A 20818-nucleotide genomic window follows, 5' to 3' on the forward strand; every position below is an offset into this window, starting at 1 on the left:
CATGAGTCAGCTCATCAACAACTACCCCATTTTTGAAGGAAGCCAAGTCCTCACCAGCGACCAGTTGAATCAGCTGGGGGCATATCTGGATCAGCAAAATCGGCTCACCCGGTCCAAACTCATCGGTATGGGCATAGCCTGTGGATTGAAAGTCCTTCCCTTTTCCAACGGACTGAGGATTTCCAAGGGGCTGGGGATTACTTCCGAGGGATTTTTGATCCAGATCGGGAGACAATTTGACGCTTCTCACTATCGCCCTTATTCTCTACCCGAAGGGGTCAGCTACAAGCCCTTCACCGAAGAAAAGGTTGAGCTCTTCGAACTGCTCAGCGAACAGCCTGCCGATGATCCTTCGGTAAAAAAACTGAATTCTCCGGCAAACTTCCTGAACAACAAGTTTGTCCTGCTTTTCTTGGAAATATTTGATCGGGACCTCAAATCCTGCCTGGGAAATGCCTGTGACGATAAAGGAATAGACCGAATCCTCACCCTTCGTAGACTGGTAGTATCTCAGGCAGATTTGAACAAAATCCTGAAATATTCCCAAAACGTAGAGCATGATCTCTCAGTTGATCAGGGACTACCTCTTTTTCCTTTTCCCAAGCCTCGCTTCCGTCCAGATGGGGACGAATCCCTTGAGCCAAGAGCTTTCATCAAGCACTACCAAGAGACAATCAAAAAGGTAATCAACAAAGAATTTTGGGAAGTTTTGGCCAAAGGATATAAGGTCTATGAGCCTATTTTGGAGAAAAGCTTTGCTTTCAAAAATCCTTTTGCAGGAGGAGAAATCCAGAATAAAATCCAAGACTTGATGAAGGCCTTGGATACGGACCCTAAGGACATTTCGGGTATTCAATACCTCTATGACTTTTTCAAAGAGCTTTGCTTAGCCTGGGAGGAATATTTACAGACTGGGGAATCGCTCTGGTTCTCCTGTCCTACGGACCCATCATTGTTTCCGCTCCATATGATGCTGGGAAGGGCGATTTCAGCCAATGAGACTGCAGAAGAATTCTATCGCTTCAGGCACGGATGGATTCAGCCTCCCATCTTCAATGACCAGCGGATTTTGAAAGAAACCCTCGCTCAGCGCTATCGCCGGCTGGTGCTGATGATCGAAACTTTTGAATTGGCCATCCTTGTCAAAAATCAACCGGAGAAGTTTCCGGTCAAAATCACTCCGAGTAGAGAAAAATACGGAAAACTAGGCGAGCGAAGTCTTCCCTACTACTATGCGATCAAATCCAAAGGAAAGTCCGGAAGCTGGTTTAGCCTGGAGCAGTCTTGGCCAGATCCTCAGGAAAGAAACCTGACCTCTTCCAAGAGGGCTGAAATCCTAGGCTACGACAATCAGCCCGATACGCCGAAAAAGGATGGAAAATTTATCGAAAGCCCTTTAGGTTTTGACTTGGAATCTTACCCCTTCTTGCGAATTGAGGGCCATTTGGATAAGCCCATCGAAGAAGCAAAGAAGGCGGTTTCACAGCTAATCCGTTCGTTCAATTTGGATATCGAAGTGGAGGCGCTCCATATTGATAAGGCCGAACTAGCCACAGAAAATCGTTGCCATTGGCATGATTTGCAGGAAGAATATGTTCATCATCGACTGCTGCTTCACGGCACCCTGCTTGACATAAAGGAAATCGCGGATTTTGTACAGCGGGTGAGAAAAGAGGCCATTGAGGAGAATCTTTCTCGGGCCAAAGTGAATATAGAAGAGATGAAGCCCATAGAGTGGCTCAACGAATGGCTGGAATTGCTGCCTACCTGCCTTGCAGACTTGGATTGGTCCGCCTTTCAGGCCGCATACAAGCGCTTGCTTCAGGGGGTATTGGATTTCCTACTGGTCCAAAACAAACTGATTGAGCGGCTCAAACTACCCCCAAACAGCCCCGACTCCTTACTGACACTTTACAATGGCATCCTCCATCGGATCTCTCCAGTACTCTATCGGTTGATTGATCTGGTATATTTTACCAAGCTCAAAAGACTCTATCTGAGCTACCTGCATCGGGTAAGTTTCATGGCCAATTCGAAGCAGTTTGCCCATTTTCTCAAAGCTAATCCCGGAATGACTCATGAGGCAGGTGCCTATCGGGGAGGAACTTTCTTTCTGCTCTACCACAGCAAATCTGACCGGGTGATTGGAGACTTTAGCCTGAAGGGCAAATCCTGCGACTGTGCCTGTATGGATGCCTGCGAAAATTTCGATTGGGGATTGTTGCCTCCTTTTGCCAGACCGGATTTTGCGATCACTCTAGTCAACAGAAAAATCCTCGTAGAAGTCACCTTGAATGACCTGCCTCAGGACAGGTCCTTTACCGTTACCTTACTTGACTCTCTCACCAAAAACGGCGGGCGTGTAGAACACGGACAGTCTAATGTGACTTTCATCTATACTCCTCCGGAAAACTACACGGGCATCGACCATTTTGAATACATGCTCCTGGATACGGAAAGCAAAAAGTCCGATCGGGGAAAAGTGACCATCCATATCCGTGGAGAAGCCAGCGGATGCTATAGCGCCGAAATATTGGCCTGCTGGAATCAAGGTCAAAAATATGTGCAGACCGCACTCAGAAACAGAGAAATTCCACAAGAGAACCTGAACGAAGAACAGGCGATTCAGGCCCTGCTTGCCAGTCTTAGAGAGTCCAAAGGGTTTACCTTGATCGAAATGACTCAAGGAGTCTTGGAAGAATATGAGGCTAAACAAAGACTACTCACCTGTCTGGGTCTGCCGGCTATGGAAGACGACGGGAAAATCCTCGATCAACGAATCCTTGACTACCAAGCCAAAAACTGCGGACCTCAGGAAAACGAATGCAAAACCATGCAGATCAAGGGAACTGTCACGGACTGGCGAACAGGTGAAGCCATTCGTGGCGCTTCTGTCTCAGTCAAAGGCACACAGATGGGCACCAAAACCTCTGACAAGGGAACCTTCGAACTCGACCTTCCTTCCCCGGGACAGACTATTGTCGTCCAGGCTCAGGGATATTTGGAAATGGAGGAATTCATCTGTTCTCAAGACCAGGTGACCATCCCACTCACCCGCTTTGAGCGAGTGGAAGCCAATGGGGTAGCAGTTGACTTTAAGGCATTGGATACCCTGGTCATCCGCGACTTGGCAGCAAGCAGAAACTTGGCTGTGACAGAGGAAATGTCCAAAGACAAAATGATCGAAGTTATCCTCGCTGATAATCCGACTTTCCTGATCAAAGAAGAAGAGCTGCCCAAGCTGAAAAATGATTCCCTGAAATCCATTGCTGAAATCAAGGACATCAGAATTGGAGCTTCTGATAACAAAACCTCGATAATCGATAAAATGATTCGCAGATGAGCAACAGGCATCTCATCCACAGGCAAACTCTCGAACTGAACTACTCCAATGAAGAGCAGGCCAGAAAAGATTTGCCGCAATGGGGAGATCGCTTCCGGTCATTCATCCTTCCCACTTTGGAAGAAGTTTTCGATGAACTGATCCCAAGCCACCGGAAAATACGACTGGAAAAGTTGGAGTTGGATTTGGGGAGAATGGCCAGAAATCTCTCTCGAGAAGAGCTCAAAAAAAGGATAAGAGCAGAGTTGATCGAAAAAATTGGCTACGGCCCAAGAGTGGTCCCTTCCTCTCCTTCCTTGGGCGAAAAAAAACACGTTCATTCTAGGGATATGGAGCAGCTGATTCACTTGGTCAGAACAGGCCAATACCCTTGGTGGATCGGTCTTAATGAGCGTAAAAGCATAGGCACCCTTATTTTTCAAATCCAAAAAGATAGCCCAATTCCACTCCAAAAATGGCTCTTATCCAAGCCTTTGGACCTCAAGCAAAGCTTGCGATTGCATTACCATCTGGGACCAAAAGCCTCCCAAGACCTGCTTTCTTTCCTTTTCCCTGAATCAGAAAGGCGATTGATTCGGATCCTCAGGTTTCTACGAGAGGCTGAAAAGATCTCCTTGCTTAGAAAAAATCTTATGATTCATACTTTTTTCCAAAAAGCCATTGAGCAGGCTTTTGTGCCCCGGCCTGATTCAGGTCTCTGGGGAAAGTGGCTGGATGAACAAGTATTTTCTCCCAAGCCAGAAGTTTCAATTTCCCCTACAGCCTTGGCCGATTTCCTTTTGCTTTTCGCCCAGATTCCTGAAGTGAGAAAGTCTTGGACCAAGTCAGGAGAAAGGAATTGGGCTTTGGCCAGGGAAGTCTTTGTTGGGAAAAAAGAGAGGACAGATGCTCCGGAAAATCAGGCCATAATACAAGCCAAAGCCAAGTTTTTCAAAGCGATTGAAAAACAGGAAAACCCGAAATCAAGCAAACAAAGCCTACTCACGGGAAAAGAAAGAATAGCAAGCCCCGAGGAAAAAATACGTCTTGCGCGATCAAGCCCGGCATTGGAGGAAAGTTATCAGATCCGCAATGCGGGATTGGTCTTGGCTGCACCCTATTTCCCCTTCTTTTTCGAAGGATTGGATCTGACTCGAAACCGGAAATTCATAAGTGAGCAGGCCCAGCTTCGTGCTGTTTTGCTCACTCAGGCTTTACTTGGCACCACCTCAGAACTGGAAGAAGGAGATTTGGTATTGAACAAAATCTTGTGCGGAGTAGGCTTGGATCTACCTATCCCTTTAGAATTGATTCCTAATAAACCTGAGCAGGAGGAAATCCTCAACCTGCTGGACTCCATGGCAAAAAACTGGACGGTCCTGAAAAGTACCTCCGGCAAAAGTATGGCCAAGGGATTTTTCTTTCGCACCGGCATGATCCGGAAAGTAGATCAGGGGTTTCAGCTCCAAATAGAGCGAAATCCCATTGACCTGCTTGTAGACCGCCTGCCATGGACAATCAGCATTATCAAGCTTCCTTGGATGAGCCAAACCCTTTTCACTCAATGGTAAGCTTATGAAACAAAACGCAAAAGCTATACAGCTAGAGCTGGACTGGCTTCATGAGATCCTGAAGACCCGCTCCACTATCAATTCCCGTCCGGAATCGGGGCCAGAAGATCTTTTGGACTTGCCTGCCCCTGACCTGAGCAGAATTGAGTCCGATTATTCCACTCTGATCCAGAATTACGAATTGGGTCCGGCTGAGCGGTTTTTGATCATTTTGGCAGCAGTGCCACACATCCGGCCACAGCTCTTGGACATGTTTACCGCAAGAAATCAACACACCCAGCAGATCTACACGGAATTTGGAGTCAGAAAAGGAAAAACGGGACACGGCATTTTGCCCACCGGAGAAATGGTCCTGTTCATACTTTCAGGGAAAAATCTGGAAAAGCGCTTCTTTTACCAAAGCCTTTTTGATCCTCAGGGTGTGCTGTTTAGAGAAGGGATTATCCGAATCTCCGGTACTGACCCCGAGGAGTCCTTCCTCAATGGAGTCCTTACCCTTTCCCCTGAGATTCTCGAGCTGATCACCACTGGAAAGCCACAAAAGCCGACTTTTGGTCCCGATTTTCCTGCCCAGCAACTGAAAACCTCCATGGATTGGGAGGATTTGGTATTGGAAGAGGACATCCTCCTACAGCTCAAGGAACTCGAAAGCTGGCTAAAACACAGGGATTATCTCTTGGAGGAATGGGAAATGAACCGAATTCTCAAACCGGGATTCAAGGCGCTATTTCATGGCCCTCCCGGCACGGGAAAGACATTGACCGCAGCTCTTTTGGGTAAAAAGATGGGTTTGGATGTCTATCGGATCGACCTTTCTCTGATGATTTCCAAGTACATCGGAGAGACAGAGAAAAACCTGGCCCGGGTATTTGAGAGAGCAGAGCGCAAGGACTGGATTCTATTTTTCGATGAGGCGGATGCCCTGTTCGGCAAACGAACCGCCGTAAATGACTCCCATGATCGCTATGCCAATCAGGAAGTCTCCTATTTGCTTCAGCGGATAGAGGACTTTGCCGGCTTGGTCATTTTGGCTACCAATCTCAAGACCAATTTGGACGAAGCTTTTATGCGAAGATTCCAGTCCGTGATCTATTTCCCCGTTCCGGGATTTGAGCAGCGTCAAGAGCTGTGGAAAAAGGCCTTTCCGAAAAAAGCCCATATGGATCCGGAGATAGATCTCTATGAAATCGCAAAAAAATACGACCTCACCGGAGGCAGTATTCTGAATGCCGTAAGACACAGCCTGTTGATGGCACTGGAAACCAAAGAAAGAATAGTCCGGCTGGAGGATCTCCGGGAAGGGATCCGAAGGGAATATCAAAAAGCAGGTAGAACCATCTAAATCCATTTTGAATGAGAAAAAAGGTCCGAAAAAAGCCTGAGCCCGAGGAGGAAATGATTCCTCAGGTGATAGAGGAAAAAGAAGAAATTCTATCCAAAAAGGAAAAAGAGGGGATGACTCCAGTGGATAAAGAAAAATCGGAGATGAAGACTTCCGAGCCCGGAAAGCTGATGAATCCGCTTTAATCAAGGAATATGGGCGCAGTAGCTGAAAAACTCTTTCCTCCTTCTCCGGCTCTACATGTAGGAGCCCGGATTCAGCCTGCCCTGAAAGTCGGTAAACCTAACGACAAGTTTGAAAAGGAAGCAGAATCAGTCGCTGACCGGGTGATGATGATGCCCACAGCGGATTCACCTCCTTTGATGGCTTCGTATTCTTCAGAAATCCAGCGCCAGCAAGAGGAAGAGGAAGAAATACAGATGCGCCCCCTTTTCCAGGGAATTTCGAGGGTCTCTTTCCAACCCGAAGAAGAGGAGGAAGTCCAAATGCAGACTGAGGAAGAAGAGGAAATCCAAATGTCTCCCATTGTTGAAGGAATATCGAGAATTGCTCTTCAATCCGAGGAAGAGGAGGAGGTGCAAATGCAGGCCGAGGAGGAAGAGGAGGTGCAATTAAAGGAGATAGATGCTGGCCCACGGGAAGTATCTCCTTCTTTGGGCGCTCAAATCCAAACTACCACAGGCGGAAGTCCTCTCCCTTCTGGTGTCCTGAAGGAAATGGGGGCAAAAATCGGAGCTGATTTTTCAGAAGTGAAAATCCATACGGGTCCTAAAGCGGCTCAAATGAGCGATGCGTTGGGAGCTCAGGCCTTTACCCATGGAGGAGATATTTTTTTCAATGAAGGCAAATATCAGCCGGAGACTCCTCAGGGTAAGCACCTCATCGCACATGAACTCACTCATACCGTACAGCAGGGAGCAGCTGTTCAGAGAAGTCCAAAACCTGAAATTTCCACCTCCCAACCGAAAGTACAACGCCTCCCCTATGCGGTAAGAGAGGGACTTTCCCGCTTTGCCAGCTATATACCCGGCTATACTTTGCTTTGCGTGATTATTGGCTATGATCCTTTGGCCGGAAGAAATGTGGAGCGGAATGCAACCAACCTACTCGGGGGTCTTCTCGGGCTGATCCCGGTTTTTGGAACCCTGCTGTTCAACAAACTTACCGAGTTGGGCATCATCCAATCGGCCATGACTTGGGTGGAAGGAGAAATGCAGGCACTCAATCTCACTACAGCACGACTGGAACGAACTCTGGAGCAGGCTTGGGATGAGGCTAGTCTTTTCTCAGGTTGGGATGAAAACATGGCCGTCTTGGACAGGACCTTTGGTCAGCTCTACAGAGACGTGATCACCTTTGCCGGGAGGGTGAAGGACAAGATTTTTGAGCTTGTCAAAGAAGCCCTAATGGCCGGTCTCAAAGCACTCGCGGATGCCTTCCCCGGTTATCCTTTATTGGTCAAGCTTTTGGGCAAAGATCCCCTCACTGGACAGGAAGTTTCCTCAACGACGGCCGAGAAAATTGAAGCATTTCTCCTTCTGATCGGAAAAGAGCAGGAACTGGAGCGGATGAAAGCGGAAGGAACCCTTCAGGAAACGGCAGACTGGATTGACGCTGAACTGGCCGCTTTAAATTTCAGCTTTGAGGAAATCAAAACCCTATTTGATCAGGCTTGGAATGCTTTTTCTTTGGAAGATCTGAGAGATCCTCTGGCTGCCTTCCGAAGGACCATCGCCATTTTTGAGCCTTTCACCACAAGGGTATTCACCTTTGCTGCCAATGTGGCCCTGAAGGTTCTTGAGTTTATCAAAAACGCCCTTCTGGCCCAATTGTCAGCCTATGCCCGAGAGCAACAGGGATATCATTTGATCACAGTGATATTGGGCAAAGATCCCTTTACAGGAGAGGAGGTCCCGAGATCTACCGAGAATCTAATCCGGGGCTTTATGGGACTTTTGCCCGGTGGAGAGGAGCAGTTTCAGCAGATGCAACAGACTGGAGCCATTGCCCGAATGACGGCCAAGGTGGATGCTGCTGTAGCCAGCCTGAACTTCAGCTGGGAATACATCACCGGGCTTTTCCTTACGCTCTGGAATAGCTTTACTATTCAAGATGTCTTCCATCCTTTGGATGCGTTTGTGCGAATCGTCCAGACTTTGGCAGCTCCAATCCAACGCCTGATTTCCTTTGTAGTCACCATTGTACAGATCGTAGTAGAGGTCCTTTTGGTGGTGATGAACTTCCCGATAGAAACGGTTCAGCAGATCATCGCCAATGCCCAAAGTGCTTTTGAAGACATCAAAAGGGATCCGATAGGCTTTCTCAAAAATCTACTTGCAGCTGTCAAACAGGGCTTTGTGCAGTTTTTCAACAATATCGTCACCCATCTTTTGGGAGGATTGAGAGATTGGCTTTTTGGGGAATTGGCCTCTGCAGGAATTACTCCTCCCGCAGACCTGAGCTTCCAGTCCATTTTGGGCTTTGTATTGGATACACTTGGCCTTACCATTGACAATGTTTGGGAAAGATTAGCCCTGAAAATCGGGGAAGAGCGGGTAGCCCAAATCCGGGGAGCTATAGATCAGCTTACTGGCATTTGGACCTTTATTAAGGATGTTTGGGAGCGAGGACCGATCGCTATTTGGGAGTATGTGCAGGAGCAGCTGAGCAATCTTTGGAATTTGGTCTTGGAACAAATCCAAGGCTGGATCATGACCCGAATTGTGGAGCAGGTGGTCGGAAAGCTCCTGGCCATGCTGGATCCCACAGGCATTATGGCCGTGATCAATAGCTTTATCGCTTTCTACCGCGCTGTGCAATCCTTTATCGAGAAGTTCCGGGAGATGCTTGAAATCGTCAATTCCTTCGTGGCCGGAGTGGCCAATATCGCCCGGGGATCGATTGGTGTAGCAGCTAACTTTTTGGAATCTGCCTTGGCAAGAGCCATTCCGGTTGCGATTGGCTTCCTGGCCAATCAAGTAGGCTTGAGAGGTCTGGGAACCAAAATTGCTGAGATGATAGGAGCCCTGCGGGAAAAAATCAACGGAGCCATCGACTGGTTGATAGATAAGGCTTTGGCGGCTGGCGGGGCTCTTTTAAATCTGGGTAAAAAAGCAGCAAGTTCCGCTTTGGGCTGGATTAAGGAGGTCTTGGGTCTGGAAAAACGCTTTGAAGCCAAAGACAAATCCAAGCATCGGCTTTTCTTTAAAGAAAAAGACGGGAAGCCCCAACTTATGCTCAATCCAGATCCGGCAAGCCCACTTCGGGACTGGCTTGATAATCTTCAAATCGATGCAGCCACAAAAGCTAAGGCAGAAGGAGTCGTGGCCAAAATTGAGGCAGAGTATAATAAACCGATTACGGCAACGGATGAAAATGCGATCAAAGACGAAGAACGTGCAAAAGCAAAAGCCATAGGAAAGCTGATGGATGAGTTGACTTTGACCTTGAAAACCATCTTTGATGCTTCTTCAGCCACCATTGTAACCCCAAAATTCGGAACCCTGAAAGGAGAATACGGCACTTGGATGAAAGTGGAAAAATTGGGTACTCCCAATGCCGGGCTGGGTTCCTCGCCATCTGTCAGTGAAGGGACCAATTACCAAACCATCAATCAAAGAAAAAGGGGCAGTGGTTCCTATTATGTAAAAGGTCATCTTCTCAACGAGAAATTGGGCGGGACTGGAAAGGAGTGGGAAAACCTGACTCCACTAAACCGAAGGGCGAACGGAGACCATGAGCGCATCGCGGAAAAAAGAGTGAAAAAGGCAACTGCTGCAGGAGCTTTGGTCAATTATTTCGTGGAAGTAATTTATAAACGAAAGAAACCCAAGATTAAAATAACCTCTTCTTCCTCAACGGAGGATAAAATAAAAGTTGCAGAAGCACAGGTTCCTACCAAACTGGTTTGTGAAGCTGAGATCATAACTCCAGCTGTTTATTCCAAAACTGGAAAAGAAGAAACTTCTCCTTTGATTCCAAAGGGAACAACTATACTCAATGATATCGATCGGGATGCTTACGAAACGTAATTTTTCAAATCTTTTAACACCGATTTATCCCTTCCTTTTTCTGCAATATCGTTACCTTTAGTCCATGATTAAATCTTCCATAAAACTGCTGACAGGCCTAAGTGCAGGCTTGTTGGTCATGGGTTGCAGCAGCTCCTCTTTTCTTTCTGCCCCTCCGATTTCCACCCAAAATACCTCTCCAAGAATCACCGAACTATCCGAAGTGGAATCCCAACGTTGGGGACACTTGGATTTGGTTAGGGATACCGTTCCCGGAATGAGTGTGGACCGCGCCTATTCAGAGCTTCTCAAAAAGAAAAAAGGCCAAACTGTAGTAGTGGCAGTCATTGACTCAGGAATAGATCTGGATCACGAGGATATCAAAAATGTCCTCTGGACCAATCCTGGAGAAATAGCCGGTGATGGAATTGACAATGACGGAAACGGATACATTGATGATATCCATGGCTATAATTTCCTTGGAGAATCCTATCATGAGCAACTGGAATTTACCCGAATCCTTCGGCTGAAAATAGGTGACGAAGCCTTACAACAAGAGGCAAAGGCTGAGTTGGAAAAAAGACTTCCTGAAGCTAAAGGCACCTTGCCTCAACTCAAGCAGATCGAACAGTTTGTGAGTATGGCCCATCAAAACATGGTCAAGGGATTGGGTAAGGAAAATTATTCTTTGGCTGATTTGGAATCCTTTGACCCAAAAAACCCTCAGGAAGAACAGCAAGTGGGCGTGCTGAAGCAAGTGTTTGGTATGGGAGAGGATATACCTGCTGTCCTGAGCAATCTGAATGAAGGCATCGAATATTACTCTGCCCAATTGGACTACAATCTAAATGTGGATTTTGACGGAAGAAAACCCGTCGGAGACGACCCGTATGATCTAAATGACACCGACTATGGCAATGGAAATCCCAATATCCGTGACGAAAAAGAAAGCCACGGAACGCATGTGGCCGGAATCATCGCCGCACAGCGCGGCAACAAGCTTGGAGTGGATGGAGTAGCCAAAAATGTCCAAATCATGGCTATTCGGGCAGTTCCTGACGGAGACGAATACGACAAAGACATCGCAAGAGCTATTCGCTATGCTGCAGACAATGGAGCCAAAGTGATCAATGCCAGCTTTGGAAAATCCTTTTCTCCCAATTCGGAATGGGTTTATGATGCATTGAAATATGCCGCAGCGAAAGATGTGCTCTTCGTCCATGCCGCTGGAAATGATGGAAATGATTTGGACCTCCCTTCCAATCCCAACTATCCCAATGACCACGAAATGAAAAACAGTCCGGAGATCATAGACAATTACCTTTCAGTCGGAGCACTGACCTCCTCCTATGGCCCGGATTTGATTGCTTCCTTCTCCAATTACGGGAAGGTGAATGTGGACATATTTGCTCCTGGCGCGGAAATCTATTCAACCACACCCAACGATGCTTATGAGTTTAAGGGAGGCACCTCTATGGCTGCACCAGCGGTAGCAGGAATTGCCGCATTGATTCGTTCTTACTTTCCTGAATTGACGGCAGCACAAGTCAAGCAGGTTATTTTGGAATCAGGCTTGAGGGTGGATCTTCCAGTCAAGGTCGGAGGAGATGAAAAGAACCTTATTGAAATCTCCAAAACCGGAAAAATTGCCAATCTATACAATGCCTTAATTCGGGCAGCTGAGCTCAGCCAATAAGTGGAAATCTAAAGCAAAAAGCCCCCATTTTCAGCTTGAAAAATGGGGGCTTTTTTATGGGTCCATTTACTTTCAGGTGCAGGCGATTTTATTTACCCGGTTTTGGTGTCTTCCTCCTTCAAAGTCGGTGGACAAAAAGATTTCCGTCAACTTTTCTACCAATTCGTAGGTGATAAACCTAGCAGGGAGTGCCAATACATTGGCATTGTTGTGCTGCCGCGCCAAAGCAGCTAGGTCTTCATTCCAGCAGAGGGCTGCACGGATGCCTTGATGCTTGTTGGCGGTAATCGCCACTCCATTTCCACTTCCACAGATGACTATTCCTTGGTCAAACTCTCCGTTTTCGATCGCTGAACATAGAGGATGAACATAATCCGGGTAATCTACAGAAGCAGAAGAAAAAGGACCAAAATCCTTAACCTCGTAGCCCAAAGACTCCAGCATTTTTACAAGCTTTCCTTTATATTCAAATCCGGCGTGATCTCCGCCTATAGCAATTTTTTTCATGGTTTTATTCATCTTCAGATCCTCGTTTTCTTTGGTATTCCGCCTCTTTCAAGGCCCGTTTCTTTTCCAGTCTTTTGGCAATGCTGATGCCGATTTCATACAATACCAAAATCGGCATGGCGATCAAGAGCTGACTGATTACATCCGGAGGAGTAATGATGGCCGACACCACCAAGATCACCACGATCGAATGCCTGCGGTAGGCCTTGAGCATCTTGGAAGTCACCAAGCCTGACATGGAGAGGAAATAGACCACTACGGGCAATTGGAACATAATGGCTGAGGCCAATACCAGCATAGTCAAGGTAGTGACATAGGAAGTGATGTCAAACTCATTGGTAATGCTCGGATCCAGCTGATAGTTGGAGAGGAAATTGATCGAAAGCGGAGAAAGGACATAGTAGCCAAAAGCCGCGCCTAGCAGAAACAGAAGGCTGACGAAGAACACCGCTCCTCTTGCAGCATTTTTTTCCTGATCATACAGTCCCGGACTGATAAATCTCCAAACTTCCCAAAACACGTAAGGAAAAGCAGCGATAAAACCCACGACAAAACTGGAAGTCATGTGCATGGAAAACTGCCCAGTCATCTGACGGCTTTGGATGGTAAATGGGAGATCATCAATACAAAGCGCAGTAATTCCCAAGGAATTGCCGATTTGACAAAGTATCCGATAGGTAAAGAAATCGATCTTGGACGGGCCCAAAATAAGCTGTCCAAAAACGATGTTTTTGGCCAAAAAGGCCAAAACGGTGAAGATCAGAATAGCGGCAACGGACCGGAGAAGGTGCCAACGCAAGGCCTCCAAATGGTCCAAAAACGACATTCCTTCTTCTTCCTCTTGATATTGATCTAATGCCACTTTGGGGGAGAGTAATTAATACAGGGGAAACTGAATCATCCAATCGTTGACTTCGGATTTGATTTTGGCCAGAGCAGCCTCATCCGCATGATGTTGCAAAGCTCGGTCGATCAAATCCACGATCTTGATCATGTCTTGCTCTTTCAGGCCTCGGGTAGTCACCGCAGCGGTTCCCACTCTCATCCCTGAAGTCACAAATGGTGATTTGGTATCAAATGGCACCATATTTTTGTTGATAGTAATGTCGACTTTGCCCAAGGTCTCTTCAGCGAGTTTGCCGGTCAAGTTCTTGTTTCTCAGGTCGATCAGCATCAGATGATTGTCTGTACCTCCTGAAATGATTTGATAGCCTCTAGATACGAACTCATCGGCCATGACGGATGCATTCTTTTTTACCTGCAAGACATAATGCATGTATTCGTCGGAAAGCGCTTCTTCAAAAGCCACCGCTTTAGCTGCAATGATGTGCTCCAAAGGCCCACCTTGAGTCCCCGGGAAAACGCCCATGTCCAACAGGGAGGACATCTTTCGGATTTCCCCTTTGGGAGTGGTCAAACCCCAAGGATTATCGAAATCATCCCTCATCAAGATCAATCCTCCTCTGGGACCTCTCAGTGTCTTGTGCGTCGTGGTCGTCACGATATGACAATGCTCCAGGGGATCATTGAGCAAACCTCTTGCGATGAGTCCCGATGGATGGGAAATATCCGCCAAAAGCAGTGCGCCTACTTCATCTGCTATCTCCCGCAGCCGCTCGTAGTCCCAATCTCTGGAATAAGCAGAAGCCCCGCAGATGATCATTTTGGGTTTTACGGCTAGGGCCTTTTCTTCCACCTTGTCGTAATCGATCATTCCGGTCTCTTCTTCTACCCCGTAAAAATGCGGCTGATATAATTTCCCGGAGAAATTGACCGGAGAGCCATGGGTCAAATGACCGCCATGAGCAAGGTCAAATCCCAAAATGGGATCCCCTGCCTTGAGGCAAGCCAAGAAAACCGCAGCATTGGCTTGGGCGCCGGAATGGGGCTGAACATTCGCCCAGGTAGCGCCGAAAAGTTGCTTGGCTCGATCGATGGCGATCTGCTCGATTTCGTCCACCACTTCGCACCCACCATAGTACCGCTTGCCGGGAAGCCCTTCTGCGTATTTATTGGTCAATACGCTGCCTGCTGCTTCCATCACCTGCTTGGAGGTGAAGTTTTCAGAGGCAATCAACTCAATTCCTCTCTTTTGTCTGTTTTCTTCCTGGTCAATCAGATTGAAAACCAACGAATCTCTTTTCATAATCGGGGGGTTGAAAGCAATTTATCCGGCCGCTAGAATTTTTCTATTTGTGCCAGTTCATAAACAAGTCCCAAAAATAGCCTGAAAGTCCCTATTATCCAATGTGGAGTGAGACTTCCATTGGCTAAATATCAGGGGAATTTCTGAAGAGAATCCAAGTGGGACTTTCTCCTTTTCTGTGCTGATTCCAATCCTTCCAGCCCAGCAAAAAATAAAGATCTTCATCAATTTCGTATTTTTGGGCATGTTTGACTTTAAGTTCCAACCCGAAACATATTTTTCTGAGGAAGCTACCTCCGTACTTTTGATCCGGATCAGTTTTCCTGAAAGCACCTGGGGAGAACAAATCAGCATTTATGCTCATCAAGGTCAAGGCAAAATCACCTATGAAGCCGTGGATTTTTATGGAAGTGAATACCTGCTTATTACTTCATCGAGCTTCGAGCCTTTGACTTTTGATGATGCTGTCTATTTAGTGGAAGGAATGCAGCTACACCCCGAACAAGAGGAATCCGGTATGCAGCTGGTTTTGGATGGAATCCCGGAGGCAGAAAGTATCTTCTATCCCGAAATGAAACGGTATTTCGCCGAAAAAAGAAAAAACTTCGGATTGGATTAAAAGTCCAAAAGGGCCTGCTTTTGCTCAGATACTTCTTTGGTTCTAAACCAATATTCGTAGGTATCAAAATCCAAACAATCACTCAGCTCGATTCCCTGAAAAATGATTTTCTTCAAAGAATCCATAGGCAACCAAGCACGCAAGGCTCGGATTTCATCCCTCGATAGCTGAGAAAGTTGAATCCATTTTTGCCCATTGATAAAAATCGGTATAAGTTTAGTCATAGAAAAACAGCTTATTTCGAAGCAAAACTAAGCTGATTTTCAAAGGGATACAAAAAAACCAAATTAAATTTATGTTAACCGAAAATAATTTTTAGAATCTTTGGCAATGACTGGAGCAGTAGTAGCATTTGCCTGTTTGTTTTTGGGCCTGATTCTTCAAAAGGTCCCACGCTTTTCAGCTGAAAACGCAGCAAATTGGGTACAGACCTACCTCATCTACATCGTACTCCCTGCTTTGGCTTTATTGTATATTCCCAAAATCAACCCTTCCTGGAATCTGCTTCTTCCCATTTCTGCGGCATGGTTTACATTCCTTCTTTCTTGGGGGATTTTCGGCTATTTGGGAAAAAAGCTGAATTGGGGCAGAAATGTAACCGGTTGCCTGATTATCGTAGCAGGGTTGGCCAATACTTCTTTTTTAGGATTTCCGGTGATTGAGGGGCTTTATGGAAAAGAAGGTCTACCCCTTGCCTTGCTGATTGATCAGGGAGGTTCCTTTTTGCTGGTTTCTTCCCTTTCCATTTTGGTAGGCTCATTGTATGGCAATCACCAGGAAAGTCTGGCCAAAGTTCCGCTACGGATTCTCAAATTCCCACCTTTTGGATTTTTGGCAGGAACACTCGCCATGAGCATTTTACAAATTCCTACTCCGGAGATTTTACTTCCGTTTTTGGAATTTGTAGGGAAAACGATGCCCCCCATGGCTCTTTTGGTCATTGGATTGAGATTTTCCTTGGATATGGAAGCAATCACCTCCCGGTTTTTCTGGTATGGCATGGGCTATCGGCTGATTTTGGCTCCGGCAATGGTCGCTTTGATCTACACCAACTGGATGGACAGCCAATCGTTGGAGTACAAAGTCACCGTGTTGGAAAGCGGCATGGCTCCTATGATTACAGGATCGATTATCGCGATCCAATTTGGACTTCAACCCAAGCTGGCCACGCTCCTTTCCGGATTGGGAATGCCAATTTCAGCGATCACTTTGGGGGTTTGGTATTTGATTTTGGGTTAGCTCTTTCCCCAAAATTCATCCAAAACACCTAGAAACTCAGCGTGGATAGCTCCATTGCTGGCCACAACATTTCTTCCAAAAATGTAATCCTCGCCCCCGGAAAAATCCGTCACTTTTCCACCTGCTTCCTGGACAATGATCACTCCGGCTGCTACATCATAGGAGTTGAGATTATATTCGAAAAATCCCTCAGTGCGACCCGTGGCTACATAACAAAGGTCCACTGCTGCAGATCCCAATCTCCTCAGTCCATGGGTCTTTTGCATCAGGGCTTTCATGGAGTTGAGGTATCGGTCAATAAGTTCAAAGTTATAGTAGGGAAAACCGGTGGAAATCAGAGAAGCTGACAGATTATAAGCCCCGCTGACATGGATTCGGGTATCGTTGCAAAACGCGCCGGAGCCCTTGAGCGCATAAAAGCATTCGTGACGATTGACTTCATAGACCACACCCATGATTACCTCTTGCTCTTCCATCAAAGCAATGCTCACTGAAAAGACAGGAATGCCATGGATAAAATTGGTTGTTCCGTCCAGAGGATCAATAATCCAATTGTATTTTTCCCCCAGGGTTTGATTGGTCCCTTCTTCAGTGATAAAGCCAGCTTCAGGAAGAATAGAAGACAACCTCTCTACGATCATCCGCTCCGCCTCCTTGTCCACATAGGACACCAGGTCATTGAAGCCTTTGTGCTCTACTTTTTCGACGTCAAAATGCTGCCTTTCCTTTCGGATAAAAGAACCCACTTCTTTTGCAATCTGTTGGGTTTTCTCCAAAAGCCGGGCAAGGGTTTCTTTAGTAAGCATGATGGGGGGGTGTATTTGGTTTTTTGACTTGACTAATCCCGAAAATAGGAAAAGGTTTGAAGATTGAACGTTAATTTTCGCTCAAGTTTTTCAATCTTCTGATTTCCAGCGGGCTTGCTTTCGCTCTTGCTTTTCCTCCCGGGTTTCTTTCTTCTCCGGCTTTCCGGCGACGAGAAGGACCAATTCTCCTTTCAGAAGGTGGCTTTCGTAGTAGGAAATGAGCTCAGAGAGGGTTCCCCTTACATTTTCCTCATGAAGCTTGGTCAACTCTCTAGATACTGCGGCCTGACGATCCTCACCAAAAGCCTCCGCAAGTTGCTCGAGAGTCTTCATCAAGCGATGGGGAGACTCATAGAATATCATGGTGCGGGTCTCCTGAAGCAAGGAGTCAATGCGGGTTTTTCGGCCTTTTTTATGTGGAAGAAATCCCTCAAAGACAAAACGATCGTTTGGGAGTCCACTGTTTACCAAAGCAGGAACAAAAGCTGTAGGTCCGGGCAAGCACTGGACCTCAAGCCCATTGGCCAGTACTTCTCTGACCAATAAAAACCCCGGATCAGAAATGGCGGGAGTTCCTGCATCGCTGACCAAGGCAAATACTTCTCCCTTTCGCATGCGCTCTACCAATTTTTCAACGGCCTTGTGCTCGTTGAAAATATGGTAACTCTGCAAAGGCCGTGAAATCTCGAGATGCTTGAGCAAAATGCCGGAGGTACGGGTATCCTCGGCCAAAATAATATCTACGGACCGAAGTACCTCTAAGGAACGGAGGGTGATGTCCTTTAGATTCCCGATAGGGGTAGGGACTAGGTAGAGGCTGACTGAGGGAGTATCACTCATGAAGAGAGCTGATCGATGGCTTTGGCTAGCTTTTGGTCTTTCTCAGTGACCACATTGCCCGCATCGTGTGTGGTCAGTTCAATAATCACCTTGTTGTAGACATTGCTCCAATTGGGATGGTGCTGATGAGCCTCTGCCAGGAATGCCACGCGGGTCATAAATGCAAAAGCTTCCTGAAAATCAGCAAAAGTAAATGTTTTTTTCAATCGGTTATTTTCCTCGGTCCACATAGTTTTTTCTATTTAGAGTGAAATGACGCCTTCGATGGAACTGGCTTGCTCGTAAATCTCGATGACCCGGTCAGCACTCTCCACCATCATCTGCACAGTGGTACTGACATATTTTCCCCCAGAGCTGGGCTTCAGGATTACCTCATGAGTGGGGAATAGAGCACCAACTTCGTCTTCCTTTCCGGAAGGCACAATAAACTTAAACATATACAACATGGGAAACTGGCCTACCGCTTCCAGCTTTTCCTTGAATGAATCTTTATCAAATTTTCTTTCTTTCATCAGATCTATACTTCTGGACGATTTACAAATCAAACAAAAAACCCATGTTTTTCAACATGGGTTCCTTTGTAGCTAATTAAAAGAATTTGTAGCGGTAATCTTTTACATCTGCCAAATCCTGCAGGGCCATCATGATTTGGTAAGACATTCGCTGGGAAGCGTTTTGGGTGAGCTGAGTTTGATAACCCGTGTAGTCTCCGATTTCTCCGGCAGGAGTCAAGGTATTCATCCGGGCTACGATTACCCCAATATCTTCCTGCACAGGTTGGGTAACCTGACCTGACTCTTTCAAGGAAAACAGGGCCCCGATTGCTTTCGGAGCAAACCCTACCCCCGGAATAACAGACGTACTCAATCTCAGGTCGGGGAGGTTGTTCAAAGAGGCGTCATTGAAGACTGCTTTCATTTCTTCCAAAGTAGCCTTGCCAGAAATCTTCTCCTTGATCATCGCTGCTTTTTTCTCATTCATCACCTGCTGCTTCACTTGCTCGCGTACATCCTCCAGTTTGGCATCTCCTTCTTCTTTCTTTGCTACCAATGATGCAACCACATAGCTATTGTCCAACTCAAATACCGGGGAAACCTCTCCAATAGATGCATCTCCAAAAGCCCACATGATTACTGAACGGGCATTGGTCAGGTTGTTCAGGTTTCTTGCGTTGGCATCCACGTTGTTAGCTTGGATGATTCTGTAGTTGTTGTCTGTTGCATTTTCGGTAAACTGATTTCTGTTTCCGCTTTGCGCAGCAAACGTATCCGCATTTCTGTAAGCCTCATCTCTGGTGGCATCAGAAGCGACCAATTCAAGTTCCAGAACAGCAAGTTTGGTATAATCAGACTGAGGCATTTCAGTGACTTCAATGATGTGGTAGCCATATTCAGTCTCCACCAGGCTTGGCAAAAGACCAGTAGCACGAGCTGCATAGGTTGCATTGGCAAAAGGCTCCACGAAGTCTTCTTTGGCAAACCAACCGAGATCACCACCGTTTTGGGCCGTTCCGTCCTGACCATATTGTCTTGCGGCTACAGCAAAGGCAAGTCCGCCTTTGATCTCTTCCAACACACTTTGAGCTTGATCTTTTACGGAAGCTTTTCCGGCATCGTCCATTCCCTCAGTGCTGAATAGGATATGAGAAGCTCTCATTCTAGGTGTACCAGAATACTGGTCAGTCACCTTGTAGGTCACGTAGGTAGAATTGGCAGTGATGAATGGTCCGTAAGTTTCACCTTTTTGAATTTCACCTACATTGCTGGTCAGGCTAGCCGGTAGCTGATCACCGGGTCTGTAGGTTTGGAAAGGGAACTGGACTTCAGAAAATCTGCTTACGAAAGCAGAATCTTCTGTGGCTGCTTTCAACTCTTCTGTAAGCTGAGTAATGTTTGAAATTACATCAGCTGAATCCTGACCGCTAGGCAGAATACTGAAAGACACGTATTCGATATTTGCTGAGTTTCCAACTTGAAACTTGGCCTTGTTCTTATTCAAGTAAGCAGTAAGCTCGCTGTCTGAGATGGTCACTTCGCCATCGGGAATCACATAGTAAGGAATGTAAAGAATAGAGGCATCGGCGATGGAATTTGCTGCTTTGTATTCCATTTTTGCTTCAGCTGTAGTTGCATACTCAGAGGTAGCAAGGAGATTGTCGTATTTCACCCGCTTTCTGGACTGTGCGAAAAGCTGCTCTTGCTGTGCCCAAAAGGCTTGCTGTGCAGGATCCGCAGTCTCCAAGGACTGAAGGAAAGAAATCAACTGATTTTTGTCAAACTGACCGGTCTGAGGGTTCACCAACTGGGCACGGAGTTCAGGCACGATGTTTTTGCCCTGCACCATATCCACAAGTTCTGCATCAGATACAGTCAAGCCTAGCTTTTCATATTCTTCGTCGAAAACCCGCTCCACGATCATTGCCTGCCAAGCCTGCTCTCTCACGGAAACCATTTCAGCCTCTACCGGGGCACGCCCTGTTCTTTGCTGAAAGGAGAATTTGAACTCCTCGATTTTTTGAGAGTATTCCTCAAGCGTGATATCCTCACCCGCTATTTCTCCGACAATATTCTGATTGCTGCTGAGCAGGGTAGAATTGGGACTTAATAAATCTCCACCCAGGAGAAATAAAATCAACCCGCCGGCGATCACACCGATTGCGAGACCTGTCCGCTGTCTTATTTGCTTAATTAACGCCATTATTTTGTACTACGCTTTTTAGA

17 protein-coding genes are annotated in these 20818 nt (G+C 46.6%); 8 read left to right on the top strand and 9 right to left on the bottom strand.

The window, feature by feature from the left end:
- The first annotated feature begins 1 nt into the window (after window position 1).
- The 6 genes from AAA943_RS13140 to AAA943_RS13165 all read left to right on the top strand — a co-directional run bounded on the left by AAA943_RS13140 (window position 2) and on the right by AAA943_RS13165 (window position 11941).
- Window positions 2–3343: a carboxypeptidase-like regulatory domain-containing protein gene (locus AAA943_RS13140; RefSeq protein WP_338224718.1), complete on the top strand. Its 3342-nt coding sequence runs from the start codon at window positions 2–4 to the stop codon at window positions 3341–3343.
- Window positions 3340–4893, top strand: coding sequence for a contractile injection system tape measure protein (locus AAA943_RS13145; protein ID WP_338224719.1), 1554 nt, complete (start codon window positions 3340–3342; stop codon window positions 4891–4893). The genes AAA943_RS13140 and AAA943_RS13145 overlap by 4 nt, the downstream gene beginning before the upstream one ends.
- A gap of 4 nt (window positions 4894–4897) precedes the next feature.
- Complete coding sequence (locus AAA943_RS13150; protein WP_338224720.1) at window positions 4898–6235, top strand: ATP-binding protein; 1338 nt, start codon at window positions 4898–4900, stop codon at window positions 6233–6235.
- Window positions 6236–6246: 11 nt separating this feature from the next.
- A complete protein-coding gene (locus AAA943_RS13155; protein ID WP_338224721.1) occupies window positions 6247–6420 on the top strand; it encodes a hypothetical protein in 174 nt (57 codons plus the stop codon).
- Window positions 6421–6429: 9 nt separating this feature from the next.
- Complete coding sequence (locus AAA943_RS13160; protein ID WP_338224722.1) at window positions 6430–10266, top strand: eCIS core domain-containing protein; 3837 nt, start codon at window positions 6430–6432, stop codon at window positions 10264–10266.
- A 64-nt stretch (window positions 10267–10330) separates the two neighbouring features.
- The gene (locus AAA943_RS13165; RefSeq protein ID WP_338224723.1) at window positions 10331–11941 is read left to right on the top strand and encodes a S8 family peptidase; all 1611 of its coding nucleotides are present in this window, start codon (window positions 10331–10333) and stop codon (window positions 11939–11941) included.
- A gap of 72 nt (window positions 11942–12013) precedes the next feature.
- Here the strand turns inward: AAA943_RS13165 and rpiB are convergent, their stop codons facing one another.
- Genes rpiB through glyA form a run of 3 tightly spaced genes read right to left on the bottom strand, consistent with a single transcriptional unit; the run spans window position 12014 to window position 14594 of the window.
- Window positions 12014–12448, bottom strand: a complete 435-nt coding sequence (gene rpiB, locus AAA943_RS13170) for a ribose 5-phosphate isomerase B (protein ID WP_338224724.1) — start codon at window positions 12446–12448, stop codon at window positions 12014–12016.
- Window positions 12449–12452: 4 nt separating this feature from the next.
- A complete protein-coding gene (gene tatC, locus AAA943_RS13175) occupies window positions 12453–13310 on the bottom strand; it encodes a twin-arginine translocase subunit TatC (protein WP_338224725.1) in 858 nt (285 codons plus the stop codon).
- A 15-nt stretch (window positions 13311–13325) separates the two neighbouring features.
- Complete coding sequence (glyA, locus tag AAA943_RS13180) at window positions 13326–14594, bottom strand: serine hydroxymethyltransferase (protein WP_338224726.1); 1269 nt, start codon at window positions 14592–14594, stop codon at window positions 13326–13328.
- 244 nt (window positions 14595–14838) lie between these two features.
- Here glyA and AAA943_RS13185 point away from each other — a divergent pair, with 244 nt between their 5' ends.
- Window positions 14839–15213: a UDP-glucuronosyltransferase gene (locus tag AAA943_RS13185; protein ID WP_338224727.1), complete on the top strand. Its 375-nt coding sequence runs from the start codon at window positions 14839–14841 to the stop codon at window positions 15211–15213.
- Here AAA943_RS13185 and AAA943_RS13190 read toward each other — a convergent pair.
- Window positions 15210–15437 (bottom strand): hypothetical protein, encoded by a 228-nt coding sequence (locus AAA943_RS13190; RefSeq protein WP_338220408.1) that lies wholly within the window; start codon window positions 15435–15437, stop codon window positions 15210–15212. The two genes, AAA943_RS13185 and AAA943_RS13190, sit on opposite strands and share 4 nt — an antisense overlap.
- Before the next feature lie 106 nt (window positions 15438–15543).
- On the opposite strand from AAA943_RS13190, the gene AAA943_RS13195 reads away from it, so the two are divergent.
- Complete coding sequence (locus tag AAA943_RS13195) at window positions 15544–16452, top strand: AEC family transporter (RefSeq protein WP_338224728.1); 909 nt, start codon at window positions 15544–15546, stop codon at window positions 16450–16452.
- Here the strand turns inward: AAA943_RS13195 and AAA943_RS13200 are convergent.
- The 5 genes from AAA943_RS13200 to AAA943_RS13220 form a co-directional block, all read right to left on the bottom strand.
- Window positions 16449–17258: an inositol monophosphatase family protein gene (locus tag AAA943_RS13200; protein ID WP_338224729.1), complete on the bottom strand. Its 810-nt coding sequence runs from the start codon at window positions 17256–17258 to the stop codon at window positions 16449–16451. The two genes, AAA943_RS13195 and AAA943_RS13200, sit on opposite strands and share 4 nt — an antisense overlap.
- A gap of 90 nt (window positions 17259–17348) precedes the next feature.
- Complete coding sequence (gene rsmI / locus AAA943_RS13205; RefSeq protein ID WP_338224730.1) at window positions 17349–18098, bottom strand: 16S rRNA (cytidine(1402)-2'-O)-methyltransferase; 750 nt, start codon at window positions 18096–18098, stop codon at window positions 17349–17351.
- Window positions 18095–18328 carry a 4a-hydroxytetrahydrobiopterin dehydratase gene (locus tag AAA943_RS13210; protein ID WP_338224731.1) on the bottom strand — a complete coding sequence of 78 codons (234 nt, stop codon included), beginning with the start codon at window positions 18326–18328 and terminating at the stop codon, window positions 18095–18097. Before AAA943_RS13210 ends, rsmI begins: the two co-directional genes overlap by 4 nt.
- A 12-nt stretch (window positions 18329–18340) precedes the next feature.
- A complete protein-coding gene (locus AAA943_RS13215) occupies window positions 18341–18610 on the bottom strand; it encodes a DUF493 domain-containing protein (protein ID WP_338224732.1) in 270 nt (89 codons plus the stop codon).
- 76 nt (window positions 18611–18686) lie between these two features.
- On the bottom strand, window positions 18687–20795 hold the full coding sequence (locus AAA943_RS13220) for a peptidylprolyl isomerase (protein WP_338224733.1): 2109 nt from the start codon (window positions 20793–20795) through the stop codon (window positions 18687–18689).
- Window positions 20796–20818 lie beyond the last annotated feature (23 nt).

The sequence above is a fragment of the Algoriphagus confluentis genome, assembly GCF_036245625.1.
GTDB classification, from domain to species: Bacteria; Bacteroidota; Bacteroidia; order Cytophagales; family Cyclobacteriaceae; genus Algoriphagus; species Algoriphagus confluentis.

Bases quoted from the DNA above. Each gene is read 5' to 3' on its own strand.
- AAA943_RS13140 (WP_338224718.1), top strand. From the start codon at position 2: ATGAGTCAGCTCATCAACAACTACCCCATTTTTGAAGGAAGCCAAGTC.
- AAA943_RS13145 (WP_338224719.1), top strand. From the start codon at position 3,340: ATGAGCAACAGGCATCTCATCCACAGGCAAACTCTCGAACTGAACTAC.
- AAA943_RS13150 (WP_338224720.1), top strand. From the start codon at position 4,898: ATGAAACAAAACGCAAAAGCTATACAGCTAGAGCTGGACTGGCTTCAT.
- AAA943_RS13155 (WP_338224721.1), top strand. From the start codon at position 6,247: ATGAGAAAAAAGGTCCGAAAAAAGCCTGAGCCCGAGGAGGAAATGATT.
- AAA943_RS13160 (WP_338224722.1), top strand. From the start codon at position 6,430: ATGGGCGCAGTAGCTGAAAAACTCTTTCCTCCTTCTCCGGCTCTACAT.
- AAA943_RS13165 (WP_338224723.1), top strand. From the start codon at position 10,331: ATGATTAAATCTTCCATAAAACTGCTGACAGGCCTAAGTGCAGGCTTG.
- rpiB (WP_338224724.1), bottom strand. From the start codon at position 12,448: ATGAAAAAAATTGCTATAGGCGGAGATCACGCCGGATTTGAATATAAA.
- glyA (WP_338224726.1), bottom strand. From the start codon at position 14,594: ATGAAAAGAGATTCGTTGGTTTTCAATCTGATTGACCAGGAAGAAAAC.
- AAA943_RS13185 (WP_338224727.1), top strand. From the start codon at position 14,839: ATGTTTGACTTTAAGTTCCAACCCGAAACATATTTTTCTGAGGAAGCT.
- AAA943_RS13190 (WP_338220408.1), bottom strand. From the start codon at position 15,437: ATGACTAAACTTATACCGATTTTTATCAATGGGCAAAAATGGATTCAA.
- AAA943_RS13195 (WP_338224728.1), top strand. From the start codon at position 15,544: ATGACTGGAGCAGTAGTAGCATTTGCCTGTTTGTTTTTGGGCCTGATT.
- AAA943_RS13200 (WP_338224729.1), bottom strand. From the start codon at position 17,258: ATGCTTACTAAAGAAACCCTTGCCCGGCTTTTGGAGAAAACCCAACAG.
- rsmI (WP_338224730.1), bottom strand. From the start codon at position 18,098: ATGAGTGATACTCCCTCAGTCAGCCTCTACCTAGTCCCTACCCCTATC.
- AAA943_RS13210 (WP_338224731.1), bottom strand. From the start codon at position 18,328: ATGTGGACCGAGGAAAATAACCGATTGAAAAAAACATTTACTTTTGCT.
- AAA943_RS13215 (WP_338224732.1), bottom strand. From the start codon at position 18,610: ATGAAAGAAAGAAAATTTGATAAAGATTCATTCAAGGAAAAGCTGGAA.
- AAA943_RS13220 (WP_338224733.1), bottom strand. From the start codon at position 20,795: ATGGCGTTAATTAAGCAAATAAGACAGCGGACAGGTCTCGCAATCGGT.